The following is an 18,427-nucleotide window of genomic DNA, read 5'->3' on the forward strand; positions in this document are numbered from 1 at the left end:
GTTTTTCAGAGGTTCCTAGTTTTATGCATCCCGCTCCCCGCGGTATTGCAGGCCAAGGCGCTGATCACAGCGCCGGTCGGCCAGCGATTTATCTCAAGCGCAACGCAGTAACTTCTCACCCGTGACTCATATGCTGACCCTGTCGCCCTTAAGGCGCGTTATTATTCGCGCATTGAACGAGGGAGACCAAGCATGCTCAATGGCCTGTGGCTAAGTTTTTTTATCGTGGCTGCTGTCGCTGGGCTGTCGCGCTGGCTGATTGGTGATGATCCTGCGGTGTTCGCGGCGATGGTCGAAAGCCTGTTTGCCATGGCCAAGCTGTCAGTCGAAGTCATGATTGTGCTGTTTGGCACCCTGACCTTGTGGCTGGGCATGCTGCGCATTGCCGAAAAAGCCGGGCTGGTCGATGCCTTGGCACGAATGCTCGGCCCATTGTTTGCGCGGCTGATGCCGGAAGTACCACGCGGCCACCCTGCTCTTGGTTTGATCACCATGAACTTCGCCGCCAATGGCCTGGGGCTGGATAACGCAGCCACGCCAATCGGCCTCAAGGCCATGCGCTCGCTGCAAGAGCTCAATCCGAGCAAGACCGTGGCAAGCAACGCACAAATCCTGTTCCTGGTCCTCAATGCATCGTCATTGACCTTGCTGCCGGTAACGATCTTTGTCTATCGCGCGCAACAAGGTGCACCCGACCCAACCCTGGTGTTTCTACCAATCCTGCTCGCCACCAGCGCTTCTAGCCTGGTCGGCCTGCTCTCGGTCGCAGCGATGCAGCGGCTACGTGTGTGGGATCCTGTAGTGCTGGCTTATCTGCTACCGGCAGCACTGCTGCTCGGCGCGTTTATGGCGGTGCTCGGCGGCATGAGCGCAACGGCGCTGGCCGCCCTCTCATCACTGGTCGGTAATCTCACCTTGTTCGGCGTAGTACTGCTGTTTTTAGTCCTTGGTGCCTACAAAAAAGTGGCGGTGTACGAAGAGTTTGTTGAGGGCGCCAAGGAAGGTTTCGACGTTGCCAAAAGCCTGCTGCCGTATCTGGTGGCGATGCTCTGCGCGGTGGGTGTTTTGCGCGCATCAGGGGCGCTGGATATGGGCCTGGACGGCATCCGCTGGCTCCTTACCTATGCGGGCTGGGACACGCGCTTTGTTGAAGCTCTGCCCACGGCGATGGTCAAACCGTTCTCAGGCAGTGCGGCGCGGGCAATGTTGATTGAAACCATGCAAAGCCAAGGCGTCGACAGTTTCCCTGCATTGGTGGCTGCAACCATTCAAGGCAGCACCGAGACAACCTTTTACGTAGTCGCTGTGTATTTTGGTGCGGTGGGCATCCAACGGGTGCGCCATGCTGTTGGCTGCGCATTGCTGGCGGAGCTTGCCGGAGTGGTTGCGGCAATCAGCGTATGTTACTGGTTCTTTGGTTAATCATTCAGAGGTGACGATTATGGCCTTACAACAAGCAATACCCATTCTACGTAGCTTTGATGCCGCCAAAGCCAAGGCGTTCTATCTCGACTTTCTCGGCTTCAAGCTCGATTTCGAACACCGCTTCAGCGAAGATCTGCCGCTCTATATGCAGGTATCGAAAGACGGCTGCTTGCTGCATATTTCAGAACACCATGGCGACTGCTGCCCGGGCGCAGCGCTGCGTATTGAAACCTCTGAGCTAGATGCTTATCAGCAACAGCTGTTGGCTAAACAGTATGCCAACGCCAGGCCAGGCATCGAAGCCACGCCGTGGGGCTCGCGGGATATGACCGTGCATGACCCCTTCGGCAATCGCTTGGTGTTTACCGAGTCAGAACCGAGCTAATCCGCGGCCTTGCGCACCGTATACTCACTCAAGGCTCAACCTGAAAGCGCAGCACACCAATCATTTGCCCGGCTTCGGTGAGGACTTGAATCTGCCACTTGCCAGTAGCATCTTCCGGGAAGTTCTGTTTGTGCGTCCAGGCCCGATAGCCCTTTTCCCGACCGCCATGGATGTCCAGCGCAATGCGCTCGACTTCCTGGCCGTTGTGCCGCCACACGTGATAAATACGCTCATTGAGGCCACGCGGCGCGTTGATCGCGGTGTATGCATACAAACCCTGAGCGCGTAGTTCCGCCACGCTCAGCTCATCAAGACTCTTGCCTGGCGCGCGCTCTTGATCATTGAATTGGGTCGTCACTGCTACTTCATTGAGCCACAAGGTTGCTGGCGGTACCCAAACCCGTGCCAGCCAGCCGAATCCAACCAACAACAGCGTAGCACCTACAAGTAGCAGGCCACGCCACCAGCGCTGGAACGTGATGATCCCCATCAGGCTCGGAAAAGACAACAGCGCGGCGATAGCCAGCGACAGCTCGTAACTTTGCTCAGTGGTTAGTTTGAACACGATAGGCAGCGCTGTTAGCAGCAGCGCGAATAATGTCAGGCTGTGATACATCAGGTACAGCCAGCGGCGCGGCGCGAGCCATTTGTAGTACAGCGGGTCAATGATCGAGACCAACGCAGCAACCGTTAACAAACCACTAAACAGCATCTGGCCGCTGTTCCAGGTTGTGGTAATCCAGAAGAATGGCAGAACAAAGAACAGGCTTTCCTGGTGGATCAACTGGGTGGCATAGCGCAGCAATGGCAGCGGGACTTTGAACCCAAACCATTTGGCGATCTGATCGCCCAAGAGGTTTCCCAACACCAGCCACAACCAGCTCACCAGCATCACCAATGCCAGGACCTGAGCTAGCTCAGCTTGGCGCTTAACTAAAAAGAAGCTGGCAACGCCAGAGCAAAAACCAAAAATCGCGATGAGGCCGGGATGGCGTTGAGCCAAGGCAATAAGCGGGGTGAGGCGGTTAGTCCAAGCTTGCATTGAAGGGTCGCATTAGCAAAAAAATCATGAGGCAGGTGGCCGCCTCAAAAATGACTGAGTCCCTTCAGACGGTTGTTTAGGCGCGCAGGATACTCAGCCACACGCTTCTTGCAAAGCACTTGCAATCCATACTGCTGCGCTATTCAGTTTGGTCCATCAGGTGCAATACGCCAGCTCAGTTTGAGCGTTTACTCAAGCGTCCGACGAAGAACGCAAGCAACAGCAAACCTGCCATTACCGCCAAGCAAAGATACAGACCATTGGCGGTGAGCAATGGTTTCTCAATACGGATATAACCTTGCTGTTCAAACAACTGCTTCAAGGCTTGATTGGCTTGCTTAAAGGTTACGTTCTTAAGGCGTTTGGCCGGATCACGGAAACGGCCATTTTCGTAGTCGGCGAGCGAACCCCAGTAGTAATCAGCGATTGCACTGTTGCCTTGCACACCCCACTCCTGCTTGGCGACTGCGGCAGTCTGCAAACGTAAGAAGGTTTTCTCATCGAGACCGTCTTTTTTCAGCGTAGCAACCATCTCACGCAGCGCCTGTTCAGCAGCATCAAGGTCGCCGCGTTCCAACGTACCATTGAGACTGAAAAAACTGGTGCTACCAAAAACATTGCGCTCAGAGCTAGGGCCATAACTGAGGTTGCGCTCTATGCGCAGGGTTTCATAGAGCTTCCAGTCGACATAGTCGCTGATCAGCTCCCAAACCTCGTAGTCATTGGCGCCAACCCAAGGCTCTGGAAATATCCAGTGCAGGCTGGCATTTTCACCGACTATGCGAGTAATCAACTCACGGCGCGGTTCAGCTTTGCGGCTAACTTGGGGTAACTCAATGGCTTGCGGCAAGTCGTGTGGCGCAATCGCACCGTATTGACGGTCCAGATAAGCCGGTAGCCGTGGATCAAGACCGCCCACAACAATCAGGGTCATATTGTTAGGCGCATACCAATCGCTTTGCAGTTGCTCCAACTGCTGCAGAGAGAGTTGGCTGACATTATTTTTCTCAGCACAGGCCAAGCCCAGCTCAACGGCTAGTTGCTGATTAGCTTCGCGGCTGAGATTCTGCTGGTCAATAAGGCGCTGTAAATTGGAGTAATGCCCACCGTTCTCGTGTTCAATGACCTTTTTTGCAGACTCAAGCTTTTCCTCGGTGAAGTGGCTTTGCGTCAGGCTTGCCAGAAGCAGATCAAGTACAGCCCGCTGATTTTCAGCCGGCGCCTCAATCACAAAAGTGGTGTCGGTATCGCGCGTGTACGCATTCCATTCGCCGCCCAACGCTTGCATCTGCGTTTCCAGGTCTACTTCGTCGTGCTTGTCGATACCGCTGAAGAGCAAGTGCTCAAGCACGTGTGGAAGCTCTTTGTGGGCACATGAAAAGTTATCAAAGCCAACACCTACAATCAGCCGAATAGCGACGTGCTGGCGTTCAGCGGTAGGTTTAAGTAGCAACTGCAGACCGTTTTCGAGTACGTAACCCTCAACCTGCAGATGATCCTCGGCACTGGCGCTAGTGCCTGTGAGTAGCCATAAACCCGCGACCAGGCTGAATAAAAACGTTTTCGCCATGAAGCCCCCTTAACAAGCTCACTACCAGCATACCTGCATAACACTTACGTCGCGATTCGCCACTTTCGGTGGCTAAAATTGCCACTGTCACCGCTGCTAGCTATGGCTAGTCTGTATGGGTGAGTAAGACGTTACAGAGCAATGGATCGCTGTCGCGGTGAGTCATAATTGTCGTTCCTTGGAGAGTGCTATGCGCGTTTTAATCACCGGCTCTGCTGGTTTTATTGGTCAGCAGCTGTTGCGCCAATTATCGGTTCAACATCCAGACTGGACGCTCATCGCAGCAGATATACGGCCACAGAGCCGCACTGGGCTGGGCATAAATGTCGAGCTACTGCAGTTGGACATCAGTAAGTCGCGAGAGGTCAAAGTTTGTATCTCCACCTGGAAACCACAAGCGATTGTGCACCTCGCCTCAGTGGTGACGCCGCCCCGCGGCATGACCGACCAACAGTTAAAAGCCATTGATGTGGGCGGCACACGCACAATAATTGATGCCGCCGTCAGCGAGGCGGTCGAACAGTTGATCATTACCAGCTCAGGTGCAGCCTACGGTTACTCGTGCAGCAACGCCGAATGGATAGATGAAGACCAGCCGCTACGGGGACATGACAATTTTGCCTACGCCAAACACAAGCGTGAAGTAGAAGTGATGCTGGCCCAGGCACGTGAGAAAAACCCACAACTCAAGCAACTTGTGCTGAGGGCGGGAACCATACTGGGCAAACAGATGAACAATCAGATCACCGACCTGTTCAATAAACCCACAGTTCTTGGCGTTATGGGTAGCGACAGCCGCTTCGTGTTTATCTGGGACCAAGACGTTATCAACATCATCTGCCAAGGCCTGGAAAAACAAGCTGAAGGTATCTTCAATCTGGCTGGCGATGGCGCTTTAACCCTACGCGAAATCGCCGTCTTGCTTGGCAAACCCTATCGGCCATTGCCAGCGCTGCTGATTAAAAGCGTACTGCGCATTCTTAAGCCTTTGGGGCTCAGCCAATATGGCCCTGAGCAAATAGACTTTCTACGTTATCGCCCCGTGCTGGCAAATGCCCGACTGAAAAACATATTCGGCTATACCCCACGCTACACCAGCCGTGAAGCATTTCTGGCATTTATCAAATCACGTGGCATCGGCCGGCCTACGGCTTAGCGGTTTTGCGTGTTGTGTCGCGCTCTATATTCACCAGGGGTCAAACCTGTCCACTGGCGAAACGCTCGGAAAAACACACTGGGCTCAGAATACCCCAGCAGCAGTGCGATCTCGGCAGCCGGTAGCTTACCGCTGCTCAGATGACGCTCGGCGAGCTGTCTACGGGTATCATTGAGAAGTTGTTGATAGCTGCAACCTTCATCGGTTAAACGCCGCTGCAGCGTGCGCTCGCTGAGATTTAAAGCGCGGGCCAGCTCGCCACGATGCGGCTCACCGTGGGCCAATTGCTCACCCAGCAGCGCCACCACCCGAGTACTCAAGCCTTGGCTGGGCAAACGCGCAAGCAAGGCTTCAGCATGCTGGCGGAGTAAATCCTCTAGCGGCTGGTTGGCCTGGATCAGATTGGAGCGGCGCAAATCGTGGGGCAAGACAACCGCGTACTCAGCGCAATTAAACTGCAAGTCGCAGGCAAATATCTGCCGGTAAGGGCTGAGGTCTTCGGGTTGCTCATGGGCAAACTGCGCGCTGAGCAGATGAAAATCTTCAAGCAATGGATTAAACATCTGCACCCAACAGGCCATCAGAGCCAGCACTCGGGTACGCGTGGCGGGCAAACTTGGATGCAAGGGCCGGTATTGTATCTGCAGACCTTCTGCCAACTCCTGCATATGCATCTCACCGCCCTCACCCACAAGGCGTTGATAACGCATACCGGCGTTCAGCGCATCATTCAAGGTTTGGCTGCTTTGCAGCAGGTAACCGAGCACGCTGAACGGTCCTGGCGCCAAGTTGACCCCAATCGCCAGCCCGGGCTCAGCAAGGGGCAAGCTGCTGAGTAACTGCCAGAGATGTTCCTGAGTGGTGAAGGGAACGCGTGCGTCCGGGTCTGCAAGTTGCTCCTCAGTCAGGCCACAACTCACCAATAGAGCTTCACGCTCCAGACCAAGACGGACAGCGGCATGCAACACGGCCAAGGTGATGCTGGCACTGACGGAGGCATGATCATGGGAAACTGAAGATGTTTGCATGCTAGGGATTTTGCCCAATGCAACAGCTTTGCGATAGCCCAAATAGCGACGACATATCCAGCTCTGCTTCCCCAGCTATTATGTTGGACGTTCGCTCCAATAAAGCGCAAAAACGAATTGTCCCGTGCATGGGGCTCGAGAACGGTTAAACTTTCATCCTTCCGCTACGCTCAAAAGGCATAGAGGGATCACAATAACCAAGAAAGGAGAACTCCCCATGAAAGGCAAATCCTTAGCATGGGTTCTGTCAGCTGCACTCGCAGGCATTACTCTGAGTGGCGCGGCCCAGGCCGAAGATAAATTCATCACCATTGGCACAGGTGGCCAGACAGGCGTTTATTACGTCGCTGGTCAGTCAATTTGCCGCTTTGTAAACCGCGGCAATGCTGATCACGGCATCAAGTGCAACGCGCCTGCCAGCGGCGGTGGCGTAGCAAACGTCAACGGTCTGCGCAGCGGTGAGTTCAGTTTCGGCATCATGCAGTCTGATCACCAGTTCAAAGCACTCAAAGGCCTGCCGCCATTTGAAGCCGAAGGCGCGATGGAAGACATCCGTGCAGTGTTCTCCCTGCAAAGCGAAGTTTTCACCATCCTCGCCCGTCGTGACGCCAATATCAAAACCGTTGATGACCTCAAAGGTAAGCGCGTCAATATCGGTAACCCAGGCTCCGGTCAGCGTGACACCCTCGAAGAAATCATGCGCGTTAAAGGCTGGGACAAGTCGGCGTTCTCGCTGGCTGCTGAGCTGAAGCCTGCTGAACAAGCTTCTGCTTTGGGTGACAACAACATCGATGCAATGACCTACTTTGTTGGTCATCCAAACGGTGCAATTCAAGAAGCCACCACCACAACTGACGCGATACTGGTTCCAGTTTCTGGCCCGGACATCGACAAGCTGTTGGCTGAAAAGACTTACTACACCAAAGCTGAAATCCCAGGCGGGATGTACAAAGGCAGCGATGCCCCAACTCAGTCGATCGGTGGTAAAGCAGTTCTTTCGACCACCGCTAAAGCTGACCCTGAAGTGGTTTACCAGTTGGTTAAGTCGGTATTCGACAACATTGATCGCTTCAAGCGTCTGCACCCTGCATTTGCCGACCTGAAAGAAGAAGACATGATCAAGGTTGGTCTCACTGCTCCACTGCACGAAGGCGCGATCCGTTACTACAAAGAACGCGGCTGGATGTAATCGGCCAGTTGTTTGCGCACTCACCAAGGGCGCGCAAACTGCCTTTGGTTAGGGCTCCTTTTCGTGAAGAGCCCTTAACTGAACTAGCCTTACGTGAAGCAAGCCCGTTAGCTAATGGCTGCGGGCTTTGCTGTTTGATGAACTCTTGAATGCAGGTTCCACTCCATGGATGAAAAACAACTATCCACTGAAGAACTGATTGCCCAGGATGTTGGCGCGCGCTTGCCAATTGGAGCGATGGCGACAGTAATCACCGGCCTGGCGCTGTTGTGGTCGCTGTTTCAGCTCTGGATTGCATCGCCGCTACCGTTCATTTTCGGTTTTGGGGTGCTTAACGATACTGAAACCCGAGCCATTCACTTGGCATTTGCCTTGCTCTTGGCGTTTCTTGCGTATCCGGCCTTTAAAAAGTCACCGCGTGATTATGTCCCGGCAATGGATATTGCTTTGGGGCTGATAGCGGCGGCCAGCGCGGCCTACCTGTTTATTTTCTATCAGCAGTTGGCACAGCGCCCCGGCAGTTTAACCACTGCCGATCTGGTGACAGCGTGCATTGGTATTCCACTGCTGCTCGAAGCCACACGTCGAGCCCTTGGCCCGCCACTGGCAATTATCGCTTTGTTGTTTCTCATCTACAGTCTGGCCGGACCTTATATGCCGGGCTTACTGGCGCATCGCGGGGTAAGTTTCACCGCAATGGCCAACCACCAGTGGATCACCACCGAGGGTGTATTCGGCATCGCCTTGGGAGTCTCCACCAGCTTTGTATTCCTGTTTGTGCTGTTCGGTGCCTTGCTGGAACGTGCCGGCGCTGGTCATTATTTCATCCAGCTGGCGTTCAGCATGCTCGGCCACCTGCGCGGCGGCCCAGCAAAAGCAGCGGTTGTGGCATCGGGTCTGACCGGGATGATTTCCGGCTCCTCGATCGCCAACGTAGTTACCACCGGTACTTTCACCATTCCGATGATGAAGCGCACCGGTTTTTCCGCGGAGAAAGCCGGCGCAGTTGAAGTGGCGTCATCGGTTAACGGCCAGATTATGCCGCCGGTAATGGGTGCGGCTGCGTTCCTGATGGTTGAATACATCGGCATGTCCTATGTCGAGATCATCAAGCACGCATTCCTACCTGCTGCGATTTCCTACATTGCCCTGCTCTACATTGTCCATCTTGAGTCACTCAAGCTTGGCCTGCAGCCGATTGGCGGCCATGTGCCTAAGCCTTGGCTGCGCCGCATTACAGGTTTTGCATTCGGTGTTGCCCTGATTTCCGGTATTTCACTGGTGGTCTACTACGGTTTGGGTTGGCTCAAACCTGCATTGGGCGAATACGCCCTGCCCGGCATTAGCGTGCTGTTGGCGGTGGTCTATTTGGGCCTGCTAAAGATTGCTGCGAGCGTTCCACCGCTGCCACCTGAAGACCCTAATGCGCCGCTGGAAACACTGCCTAAAACCCGTGCGGTATTACTTAGCGGCTTGCACTTTCTGCTGCCGGTAGTGGTACTGGTCTGGTGTTTGATGATCGAACGCCTGTCACCCGGCTTGTCAGCATTTTGGGGCAGCGTGATGCTGACTATTATCCTGCTGACGCAACGCCCGCTGCTAAGCTGGTTGCGCACCGATGGCACGCACGAGCATGGCAATTTCAAAGATGGCGTTATTGATCTGCGCGAAGGCCTGATCGCGGGTGCACGCAACATGATTGGTATCGGTATTGCCACTGCTGCGGCGGGCATTATCGTCGGTGCCGTTTCGCAAACCGGCGTCGGTCTGGTTCTCGCCGATCTGGTTGAGTTGTTGTCGATGGGTAACTTGCTGCTGATGCTGGTGCTCACCGCCGTCTTCAGCTTGATCCTAGGTATGGGCTTGCCGACTACCGCCAACTACATTGTAGTTTCAAGCCTGCTCGCGCCCGTGGTTGTTACTCTAGGCCAACAGAACGGTTTGATCGTGCCGCTGATTGCGGTCCACTTGTTCGTCTTCTACTTCGGCATCATGGCTGACGTGACACCGCCAGTCGGCCTGGCTTCGTTCGCGGCAGCTGCCGTGTCCAAGGGCGACCCGATAAAGACCGGTATCACCGCGTTCTACTACAGCCTCAGGACCGCAGCGCTGCCGTTCCTGTTCATCTTCAACACTGACCTGCTGTTGATCAATGTCGACTTCTGGCACGGCGTGCTGATCTTTATTGTCGCAACGGGAGCCATGTTGATATTTGCTGCTGGCACCCAGGGTTACTTCCTGGTTAAAAGCCGCTGGTACGAAAGCATTCTGTTGCTGTTGATCGCATTCACCCTGTTCCGCCCTGGCTTCTGGATGGACATCGTGCACGATCCGTATCGCACCATCGCACCAGCCGAGTTCTCACAAGCGCTGGGCAATGTTGACGTCGGCAGTAAGCTGCGCATGCGCATTCGCGGTGAAGATGCGGTGGGTGACCCCCGCGAGTTCTCCATCCTGCTGCCAGTACCTGAAGGTGCAAGCGGCGAGGAGCGTCTGGCCAAACTGGGCCTGCAAACCTATGTGGATGGTGACAAAGTACTCATCGATAACGTCACCTTCGGCAGCCCTGCTGCTGAGGCGGGTCTAGAGTTCGACCAGCAGATATTGCTAGTGCGTGCCCCGACTGAGCGTTGGCAGAAAGAGTACATGTGGATACCTGGGCTATTGCTGTTTGCCTTGGTAGTCTGGCTGCAACGTCGGCGCCGTGAGCCAGAGCCGCAACCTGCTCTGGTATAACGCGCCTTCGGTCAGCAAACAAAAAGGCCAGCCCGGTAATACGGGCTGGCCTTTTTTATTGCTCACATTAGCAATCAATAACTTTTAAATGGGTTGGCAATAACGGGAATAAACATAAATCTCAAATTCCAATCCGCATCGTATTCATCGCCTTTAACCACGCTGTACTGCATTTCAACAGCAAACCGCACAGGTAACTTATTAATTTTAATTACATTGGAATAACCCAATCCAATTGGGAAATTAACTTTCTCGCCGCTGTCAGCTTTCCAGTTAACTTTGACGTTTGGCGTCATACCGACTAACTCTGTGGCACTGAGTCGGTAATTCAGAAAGTATTGAATGTCCGACTGGCTGGTGTCATCCCGATCCTCATCACCGGCGTATGACCACCAATGCTGAGCCAATACACCAACGTTCCAACCACCTGGGTCTGGCGCCAGCGAGGCCAGTAATACCGCCGGTCCCGCCTGGTATTTGCCTTGGCCCAGAACATCCTCTTCAGCCGTCGGGAATAACTGGGTAACACCTGCGCCCCAGACCAAGCCATCGCACGAGCTGGCCCTGTCAACGTCAACAAGCCGGTATCACCAAAGCCAGTTGTGCGATCGCTATAGGGATAGTTATGGCCTAACAGCTTATTCGTTGGAATGTCCCCGGTACGCCCCTGTAGAGCATCTCCAAAGCTGTCATCGAGGGGCGATGACTGGTATTGCACTACCGGACGTACAATCAGGTTCCACTCGTCATCACCCACGTCATAAGGAAATGACATGACCGGCTGGAATTTTGTCGAGTTAGCCCAGCGCCCATTGCTGGGTAATGCGTCGTTGTCGCCGTCCATGTGGGTATAGTCATTCTGAAACCACAACATCCAAGCGGCGCCCAGGGGGTTGGCTGTTTCCTTGGCAAGCTTTTCCAATTCCGCAGCATCAGGTCCCGAAGTGTCACTGGAACTGCTTGGCGTATTATGTTCAGGTCCACCAGCCGGTAATTCAGCATCTGCAGACTGGGTAGCTGATGTGTTCTTTTCAGGGGTTGCGGATTGCCCCATCAGGGCGCCTGGAAGCAGAGTTGCAATGCCACACACTAAGGTTAAGCAAGTTGGCAGATTCATCGTAAACACTCCCTATTAAACGAATCTCCTGTCAGGCAGAACTACAATACACACTAACAGCCTTCTGATTGTTCGAGCGCTATCAAGCGAACGCTCCGAAGTTCAATACTATCTTGTCTGTGCAGTTAACATAATAATTAACCATTGACTGAAGTCATGAAACACTCATCTAACCCTTAAAGAACAAGGGTCACAGCCACAGATAGATCAGGCATATATATTAATCTGACATCGGCTATTGTTTTCGAACGCATTAACAACTCGCTAATTTTAAGTCGGAGACTTTAGCAAGTTGTCGGATCAAGCGGCCTGAGAAAGGCCGCTTGAGCGGGACGCACAACCCTGCAAATTGCCCGGGTCGCTGCGGCTTGGAGGAAGGATTTTGCTCTTATAGTCAGCGCAGCGCTTGCATCTGACGCTGCGCCTGTTTTTGCTGGCGATACGCGATAGCAGCGGGTGGAACCGGGGTAATAGCGCCAGTTTCCATCCACTTTTTCAAACGATTGGCGTCGGCCATGTGGGTGTATTTGCCGAATGCATCCAGCACGACAAAAGCCACCGGGCGCTTGTTCATCTCCGTGCGCATAACCAGACAATGGCCCGCTTCATCGGTATACCCGGTTTTAGTCAATTGAATATTCCAGTTCGCCTTGCGCACCAAACCATTGGTGTTGCGAAAGCCCAGGCTGTAGTTGGGTTTGCGGAAGGCCACGGTTTTATCGTCAGCGGTGCTTAGCTTGCTGAGCAGTGGATAATTACGCGTGGCCTTGAGCAGCAATACCAGATCGGTCGCAGTCGAAACGTTGAGCGGCGACAGGCCTGTCGGCTCGACGTAATGGGTATTGCGCATACCCAGCGCGCGGGCCTTGGCGTTCATCGCTGCAATAAATGCAGTCTGGCCGCCCGGATAGTGATGGGCGAGACTCGCCGCCGCGCGGTTTTCAGATGACATCAGCGCCAGTAGCAGCATGTCCCGGCGACTCAGCTCGCTGCCGATCCGCACACGGGAGAAAACACCGCGCATTTCCTGGGTGTCAGCGATGTTGATATCGAGCATCTGCTCCATCGGCAACTTGGCATCCAAAGTGACGACGGCGGTCATCAGCTTGGTCACCGAGGCGATGGGCAAAACCACGTTAGGATTGCTCGAATACAGCACCTTATTGGTATTCAAGTCGACCAACAGCGCACTGCCCGCCGCCAGTTCTTGATGCACAGGCTTTTTGCTGGCAGCCAGCACGTTCGATGTAACTAAAACGCTGCTGCAAACCAGCAACAGACTGACTATCGAATGACGAATTTTCAAGGGAAGTTCACTGAGCAAAGTTAGGTGAGCCTGAACAGCATATTCAAGCGTGCTAAGTATACGGAATTCATTCAGGGTTCTTGGAGCCCCCTGGGTCGATGATGTTCCTACCTTTCGTCTGCAAACAGACTAGCCGATTTCTGCTCGGGTACCGGCCAGTTCATCTTGCAGCCAATCAACAAACAGTTGGGTAATGCGCTGTCGGCGTTTACGTTCAGGCAGTAGCAGATAGTAGCCCAGTTCTGTGCAAGCTCCGCCCTCACAGGCTCGACACAACAAGCCTTGTTCCAGCAGTTCATCAATTAAATAGCGCCAGCCAATCGCCACGCCCTGCCCGGCAATCGCCGCCTGGATCAACAGCGTGTAGTTATCGAAACGTAAACTGCCGGGGCTCGGCGCCTCAGCAATCCCCAGCGCGGTAAACAACCCTTGCCAATCCAACCAGCTGGCGCGGCTTTCAGGACGCAAGTGCAGCAACGGTAGATGTGCCAACATCGCGGGGGCTAAAGGTTTTGCATAGTCTTTGAGCAACTGCGCACTGCACACCGGATACACCTCTTCGGCAAACAACAACCGCGACTGGCCGTTCTTGACCCGACCATCGCCAAAAGCAATCGCCACATCAATTTCAGCTGACAAGGCGCCCAGATCACGCTCGCCGGTAAGCAGGCTGACATCGACCTCGGGATACAACTGGTTGAAGCGTTTAAGACGAGGCATCAACCAATACGCGGCAAAGGCAAAATCAGTCGCGACCTGAAGGACTTCATGTTGTTGCTGCGAGGTAACCGCTTGCAGTCCAGCATCGAGCGTACTCAGGCCATCCTGAACGTAATGCAATAAATGCTCGCCAGCCTCGGTGAGAACAATACCGCGATAAACCCGATCAAACAGCCGGGTATGCAAGCGTTGCTCAAGGCGTTTTATCTGTTGGCTTATGGCTGGCTGACTGGTACCCAACTCGGAGGCCGCAGCAGTAAAGCTCAACTGCCGCGCGGCAGATTCAAAGACTCGCAGCACATCCAGCGACAGGTCGTTGAAGCGCTCATACATAAGCTGTAGTTATCCAAGCTATGTGTTTGATGCGGGTTTACCCCAGTTTTTGTTGGCTTGATTATAGATACAGCACTTTCGCATAAATTTTTTATATGGGATACAGACTGGCCATGACACGACCCAACATCCTCTTCATCATGGCCGACCAGATGGCCGCACCGATCCTGCCGCTGCACGATGCCAACTCGCAAATCAAGATGCCAAACCTGATGCAACTCGCAGAATCAGCCGTGGTATTCGACTCAGCCTATTGCAACAGCCCATTGTGTGCGCCCTCGCGCTTCACCTTGGTCAGCGGTCAACTGCCGAGCAAAATCGGCGCCTACGATAACGCTGCAGACTTGCCCGCCGACGTGCCAACTTATGCTCACTATTTACGCTTGATGGGTTATCGCACCGCCTTATCGGGCAAGATGCACTTCTGTGGCCCGGACCAATTGCATGGCTATGAGCAGCGACTGACCAGTGATATTTACCCGGCGGATTACGGTTGGTCGGTCAATTGGGATGCCCCCGAAGAGCGCCTGAGCTGGTACCACAACATGTCATCGGTGCTGCAAGCCGGGCCTTGTGTGCGCAGCAACCAGTTGGATTTCGATGAAGAGGTGGTGTTCAAGGCACAGCAGTACTTGTACGACCATGTGCGTACAGGTAATGACCAACCTTTCTGCCTGACGGTGTCGATGACCCACCCGCACGATCCGTACACCATCACCCGCGAATTTTGGGATATGTACCAAGGCGTCGATATCGACCTGCCAAAACAGTTTATCGAGCAAGATCAGCAAGACCCGCACGCCAAGCGGGTGATGAAGGTCATCGACCTGTGGAACAAGCCGATGCCTGATGACAAGATCAAGGATGCCCGCCGCGCCTATTACGGCGCGTGCAGCTATATCGACAGCAACATTGGCAAGCTGCTGCAAACCCTCAAGGAATGCGGTCTGGACGATGACACCATCATCGTATTCTCGGGTGATCACGGCGACATGCTTGGTGAGCGCGGCCTGTGGTACAAGATGCAGTGGTATGAAATGTCTGCCCGCGTGCCAATGCTGGTACATGCACCCAAGCGCTTCGCAGCGCGGCGGGTCAGCCAATCGGTATCAACCATGGACTTACTGCCAACCTTCGTTGAGCTGGCAGGCGGTAAAGTTAACCCCGACTTAGCACTCGATGGCCGCTCACTGCTCACGCACCTGGAAACCGGCACAGGTCACGATCACGTACTTGGCGAATACATGGCAGAGGGCAGCAACAGCCCGCTGATGATGATTCGGCGCGGTGACTACAAGTTGATCTACTCGGAAGTCGACCCGCTGTTGCTGTTCGATGTAAGCAACGATCCACAAGAACGTGAGAACCTTGCCAACTCAGATGATCATCAAACAGTACTCGCGAGCTTGGTTCAAGAAGCTAAGGAACAGTGGAATATTGCCGCCATTCACCAAGCCACGCTGGCCAGCCAACGCCGCCGTCGCCTGGTTGCAGACGCACTTAGCCAGGGCACACTGAAGAGCTGGGACCACCAGCCGATGGTCGACGCCAGCCAGCAGTACATGCGAAACCACATCGACCTCGATGACCTTGAACGACGCGCACGCTTTCCTCAGGTCGATGCTTAAAACCGTCTACTAAGATAAATCAAATTGAACTGCCATCACTCACTGTCGTCAGCAAAAGCTGGCACAGGAAAAAACATAACAAAGGAGAAGGCATGAAAACTCTCACACCTATATTTGCAGGCAGCCTGTTACTGGCCGCCAGTATCGGTGCCCAAGCAGAAGACGCAAGCTGCAGTACGGTGAAACTGGGAGATCCGGGCTGGAGTGATATTGCCGTGACCAATGGCGTCACCAGCTTCATTCTCGACAGCCTAGGCTACCAGGCCAAAACCCAGACGCTGGCCGTGCCAATCATCTTTGCTGGCCTGCAAAAAGGTCAGGTCGATGTATTTATGGGTAACTGGATGCCGGCCCAGCAAAGCAACTACGACAAGTTTGTCGCCAACGGCAAGATCGACAACCTGAAGCAGAACCTGACCGGCACTGAATACACCCTCGCTGTACCGAGCTACGCGTATGAGGCCGGGGTTAAAACTTTCGCTGACCTGAACAAATTCGCTGATAAGTTCGATCATAAACTCTACGGTATTGCCTCCGGCTCACCGGGTAATGAGTCGATCCGCAAAATGATTGAGACCAACGACTTTGACCTCAAAGACTGGAAGCTGATTGAGTCCAGCGAGCAAGCCATGCTGGTTCAGGTCGGGCGCGCCATAAAACGCGACCAATTCGTGGTGTTCCTCGGCTGGACGCCACACCCGATGAACGTTCAGTACGACATGAAATACCTCAAAGGCGGCGAAGCCTATTTCGGCGAAACTGGCAGTGTTAACACCCTCGCCCGCAAAGGTTATGCAGAGCAGTGCCCGAATGTTGGCAAACTGTTGAGCAACCTTAGCTTCACCCAAGAGATGGAAAACACGGTGATGGATAAAGTCCTGAGCAAGCAAGCGAGCAACAGCGAAGCTGTCAAAGCCTGGATGGCGGCCAACCCGGAAGTGGTCAAAGGCTGGCTCGATGGGGTTAAAACCCTCGACGGCGGCGACGGTCTCAAAGCAGTTCAAGCCAAGCTATAATGCTGTGCTAAACGGGCGGGCTTAAGCGCTTTCGACTTAAGTCCGCCGAGCTTGGCCGAACAAACCCAAGCACAAGAACCAAAGCCAATCTCACGACTCAACAATACTTGGAATAGCCGCTGCGGAATACGTCATACTGATGCGAACTATTAAGTTGTTTAAGGTCAGGTTTGTCATGCACAGCAACTTAGACGCTCAAGCTCGCTGATGCGACGACCTAGCCTGCAAAGCTTGCTGCCGTTCCTGCGCTGGCTGCCCGCTACCCCTCGGAAAACCCTGGGCAACGATGCGCTGGTCGGTTTGACTGGAGCGATTCTGGCGTTGCCGCAATCCATCGCTTACGCACTGATTGCCGGGCTGCCACCCGAGTACGGCCTATACGCAGCGATTGTGCCAGTGATTATTGCCTCGCTCTGGGGCTCTTCCTGGCACTTGATCTGTGGGCCAACAGCGGCCATCTCGATTATTTTGTTCACCAGCGTCAGCCCACTGGCCAAGCCTGGCAGCGATGACTTTGTTGCGCTGATACTGCTGCTCAGTTTTATTGCCGGATTATTCCAATGGCTGCTCGGGCTAATGCGCTTCGGCGCCTTGGTCAACTTCGTCTCACACTCCGTGGTGCTCGGTTTCACCCTGGGCGCGGCAATCGTGATCGCACTGGGACAACTGCCAAATTTGCTCGGCATCGACATTCCAAGCCAAAAAACCGCACTTATGTCACTGGCCAATATCGGCCAGCACCTTGGCGAAATTGACTGGGGTTCGGTAGCTCTGGCGGCATTTACCTTGGCGGTCAGCATATTATGTAAACAATTCTGGCCGCGCGGACCGGCCTTGCTGGTCAGCCTTGTGGCGGGCAGCCTCGCGGTGTTTGTCCTGCCGCAGCAGCTCGGGCACGTCACATTGGTCAGCCCATTCGAGGGCAAGCTACCGCCGCTGGTGTTACTCAATTTTGATCTCGAAAGCGTCCTGCAATTGCTCCCTGCAGCTATCGCCTGCGGCATGCTCGGGCTGGTCACCAGCTTGTCGATTGCACGCTCGCTGGCGAGTAAATCGCAGCAATTCCTTGATGCCAACCAAGAGGTTCGCGCACAGGGTTTATCCAACATTATCGGGCCCTGGTTCTCCGGCTCGCTGTCGGCAGGCTCGTTTACCCGCTCGGCGCTTAACCTGCAGGCAGGTGCGCGCTCACCTCTGGCAGGCGTGTTCTCAGCGATTCTGGTGGCGCTGTTTGCCTTGTTCGGCGCAAAGTTAATCGAGCACATTCCGCTGCCCTGCATGGCGGCGGGTATCTTGTTGATCTGCTGGGGTTTACTGGATATTGGCGGGGTGAAAGCGCTGTACCGGGTCAGTCGCTCAGAGTTCCTGGTGATGCTATTAACCCTGACCGCAACACTGGTAATGGAGTTACAAACAGCCATCTATGCCGGTGTATTGGCTTCGCTGTTTTTCTACCTGAAGCGCACCTCACAGCCGCGCGTGAAGTTTTGGCAGGACGGCGACGAAGAGTTATTACGCATTGAAGGCTCGATCTTCTTTGGCGCTTGCCACTACCTGCAACAGATCATTCAACGCAGCCGTGGCGAGCGGGTGATTATCGATGCGCACCACGTCAACTTCATTGATTACGCCGGAGTTGAGATGCTTCACCAGGAAGCCCGGCGCCTGCGCGGACAAAAGCGCAACCTGATCATTCGCCGAGCCCGGCCACAGGTACTCGAAGAAATCCAAAAGCTGGAAGGCGCAGAACAGTGCCCTGTTGTTTTCGAGGATTAG

15 protein-coding genes are annotated in these 18,427 nt (G+C 54.3%); 8 read left to right on the forward strand and 7 right to left on the reverse strand.

All coding sequences use genetic code 11. The features are described from left to right. Window positions 1-192: 192 nt before the first annotated feature. Both ACN0UH_RS03385 and ACN0UH_RS03390 read left to right on the forward strand, forming a co-directional pair. Window positions 193-1,422, forward strand: a complete 1,230-nt coding sequence (locus tag ACN0UH_RS03385; protein WP_417660742.1) for a nucleoside recognition domain-containing protein — start codon at window positions 193-195, stop codon at window positions 1,420-1,422. A gap of 19 nt (window positions 1,423-1,441) precedes the next feature. Further along, window positions 1,442-1,810 carry a glyoxalase superfamily protein gene (locus ACN0UH_RS03390; protein ID WP_417660743.1) on the forward strand — a complete coding sequence of 123 codons (369 nt, stop codon included), beginning with the start codon at window positions 1,442-1,444 and terminating at the stop codon, window positions 1,808-1,810. Window positions 1,811-1,838: 28 nt separating this feature from the next. On the opposite strand, the gene ACN0UH_RS03395 is transcribed toward ACN0UH_RS03390, so the two are convergent. Both ACN0UH_RS03395 and ACN0UH_RS03400 read right to left on the reverse strand, forming a co-directional pair. Then, window positions 1,839-2,852, reverse strand: a complete 1,014-nt coding sequence (locus ACN0UH_RS03395) for a DUF5924 family protein (RefSeq protein ID WP_417660744.1) — start codon at window positions 2,850-2,852, stop codon at window positions 1,839-1,841. A 175-nt stretch (window positions 2,853-3,027) separates the two neighbouring features. Continuing rightward, complete coding sequence (locus ACN0UH_RS03400) at window positions 3,028-4,422, reverse strand: M16 family metallopeptidase (RefSeq protein WP_417660745.1); 1,395 nt, start codon at window positions 4,420-4,422, stop codon at window positions 3,028-3,030. 190 nt (window positions 4,423-4,612) lie between these two features. Here ACN0UH_RS03400 and ACN0UH_RS03405 point away from each other — a divergent pair, with 190 nt between their 5' ends. Next, window positions 4,613-5,578, forward strand: a complete 966-nt coding sequence (locus ACN0UH_RS03405; RefSeq protein WP_417660746.1) for an NAD-dependent epimerase/dehydratase family protein — start codon at window positions 4,613-4,615, stop codon at window positions 5,576-5,578. Here ACN0UH_RS03405 and ACN0UH_RS03410 read toward each other — a convergent pair. After that, complete coding sequence (locus tag ACN0UH_RS03410) at window positions 5,575-6,606, reverse strand: AraC family transcriptional regulator ligand-binding domain-containing protein (RefSeq protein ID WP_417660747.1); 1,032 nt, start codon at window positions 6,604-6,606, stop codon at window positions 5,575-5,577. The two genes, ACN0UH_RS03405 and ACN0UH_RS03410, sit on opposite strands and share 4 nt — an antisense overlap. A gap of 217 nt (window positions 6,607-6,823) precedes the next feature. On the opposite strand from ACN0UH_RS03410, the gene ACN0UH_RS03415 reads away from it, so the two are divergent. Together ACN0UH_RS03415 and ACN0UH_RS03420 are read left to right on the forward strand one after the other, a co-directional pair. Continuing rightward, window positions 6,824-7,795, forward strand: coding sequence for a TAXI family TRAP transporter solute-binding subunit (locus ACN0UH_RS03415; RefSeq protein WP_417660748.1), 972 nt, complete (start codon window positions 6,824-6,826; stop codon window positions 7,793-7,795). Window positions 7,796-7,960: 165 nt separating this feature from the next. Further along, the gene (locus tag ACN0UH_RS03420) at window positions 7,961-10,531 is read left to right on the forward strand and encodes a TRAP transporter permease (RefSeq protein WP_417660749.1); all 2,571 of its coding nucleotides are present in this window, start codon (window positions 7,961-7,963) and stop codon (window positions 10,529-10,531) included. A gap of 74 nt (window positions 10,532-10,605) precedes the next feature. On the opposite strand, the gene ACN0UH_RS03425 is transcribed toward ACN0UH_RS03420, so the two are convergent. The 4 genes from ACN0UH_RS03425 to ACN0UH_RS03440 all read right to left on the reverse strand — a co-directional run bounded on the left by ACN0UH_RS03425 (window position 10,606) and on the right by ACN0UH_RS03440 (window position 14,007). Further along, complete coding sequence (locus ACN0UH_RS03425; RefSeq protein ID WP_417660750.1) at window positions 10,606-10,827, reverse strand: hypothetical protein; 222 nt, start codon at window positions 10,825-10,827, stop codon at window positions 10,606-10,608. A gap of 32 nt (window positions 10,828-10,859) precedes the next feature. Continuing rightward, window positions 10,860-11,648, reverse strand: coding sequence for a hypothetical protein (locus ACN0UH_RS03430; RefSeq protein WP_417660751.1), 789 nt, complete (start codon window positions 11,646-11,648; stop codon window positions 10,860-10,862). A gap of 394 nt (window positions 11,649-12,042) precedes the next feature. Beyond that, window positions 12,043-12,954, reverse strand: coding sequence for a D-alanyl-D-alanine endopeptidase (pbpG, locus tag ACN0UH_RS03435; RefSeq protein WP_417660752.1), 912 nt, complete (start codon window positions 12,952-12,954; stop codon window positions 12,043-12,045). A gap of 129 nt (window positions 12,955-13,083) precedes the next feature. Continuing rightward, entirely contained in the window at window positions 13,084-14,007 is a 924-nt protein-coding gene (locus ACN0UH_RS03440; RefSeq protein ID WP_417660753.1) for a choline sulfate utilization transcriptional regulator, read from the reverse strand. Window positions 14,008-14,120: 113 nt separating this feature from the next. Here ACN0UH_RS03440 and betC point away from each other — a divergent pair, with 113 nt between their 5' ends. The 3 genes from betC to ACN0UH_RS03455 all read left to right on the forward strand — a co-directional run bounded on the left by betC (window position 14,121) and on the right by ACN0UH_RS03455 (window position 18,427). After that, window positions 14,121-15,635, forward strand: coding sequence for a choline-sulfatase (gene betC / locus ACN0UH_RS03445; RefSeq protein WP_417660754.1), 1,515 nt, complete (start codon window positions 14,121-14,123; stop codon window positions 15,633-15,635). Between the two features lie 92 nt (window positions 15,636-15,727). Next, window positions 15,728-16,651, forward strand: coding sequence for a choline ABC transporter substrate-binding protein (gene choX, locus ACN0UH_RS03450; protein WP_417660755.1), 924 nt, complete (start codon window positions 15,728-15,730; stop codon window positions 16,649-16,651). Window positions 16,652-16,858: 207 nt separating this feature from the next. Further along, window positions 16,859-18,427: a SulP family inorganic anion transporter gene (locus ACN0UH_RS03455; RefSeq protein ID WP_417660756.1), complete on the forward strand. Its 1,569-nt coding sequence runs from the start codon at window positions 16,859-16,861 to the stop codon at window positions 18,425-18,427.

Source organism: Pseudomonas sp., from assembly GCF_048265905.1.
GTDB lineage: Bacteria > Pseudomonadota > Gammaproteobacteria > Pseudomonadales > Pseudomonadaceae > Aquipseudomonas.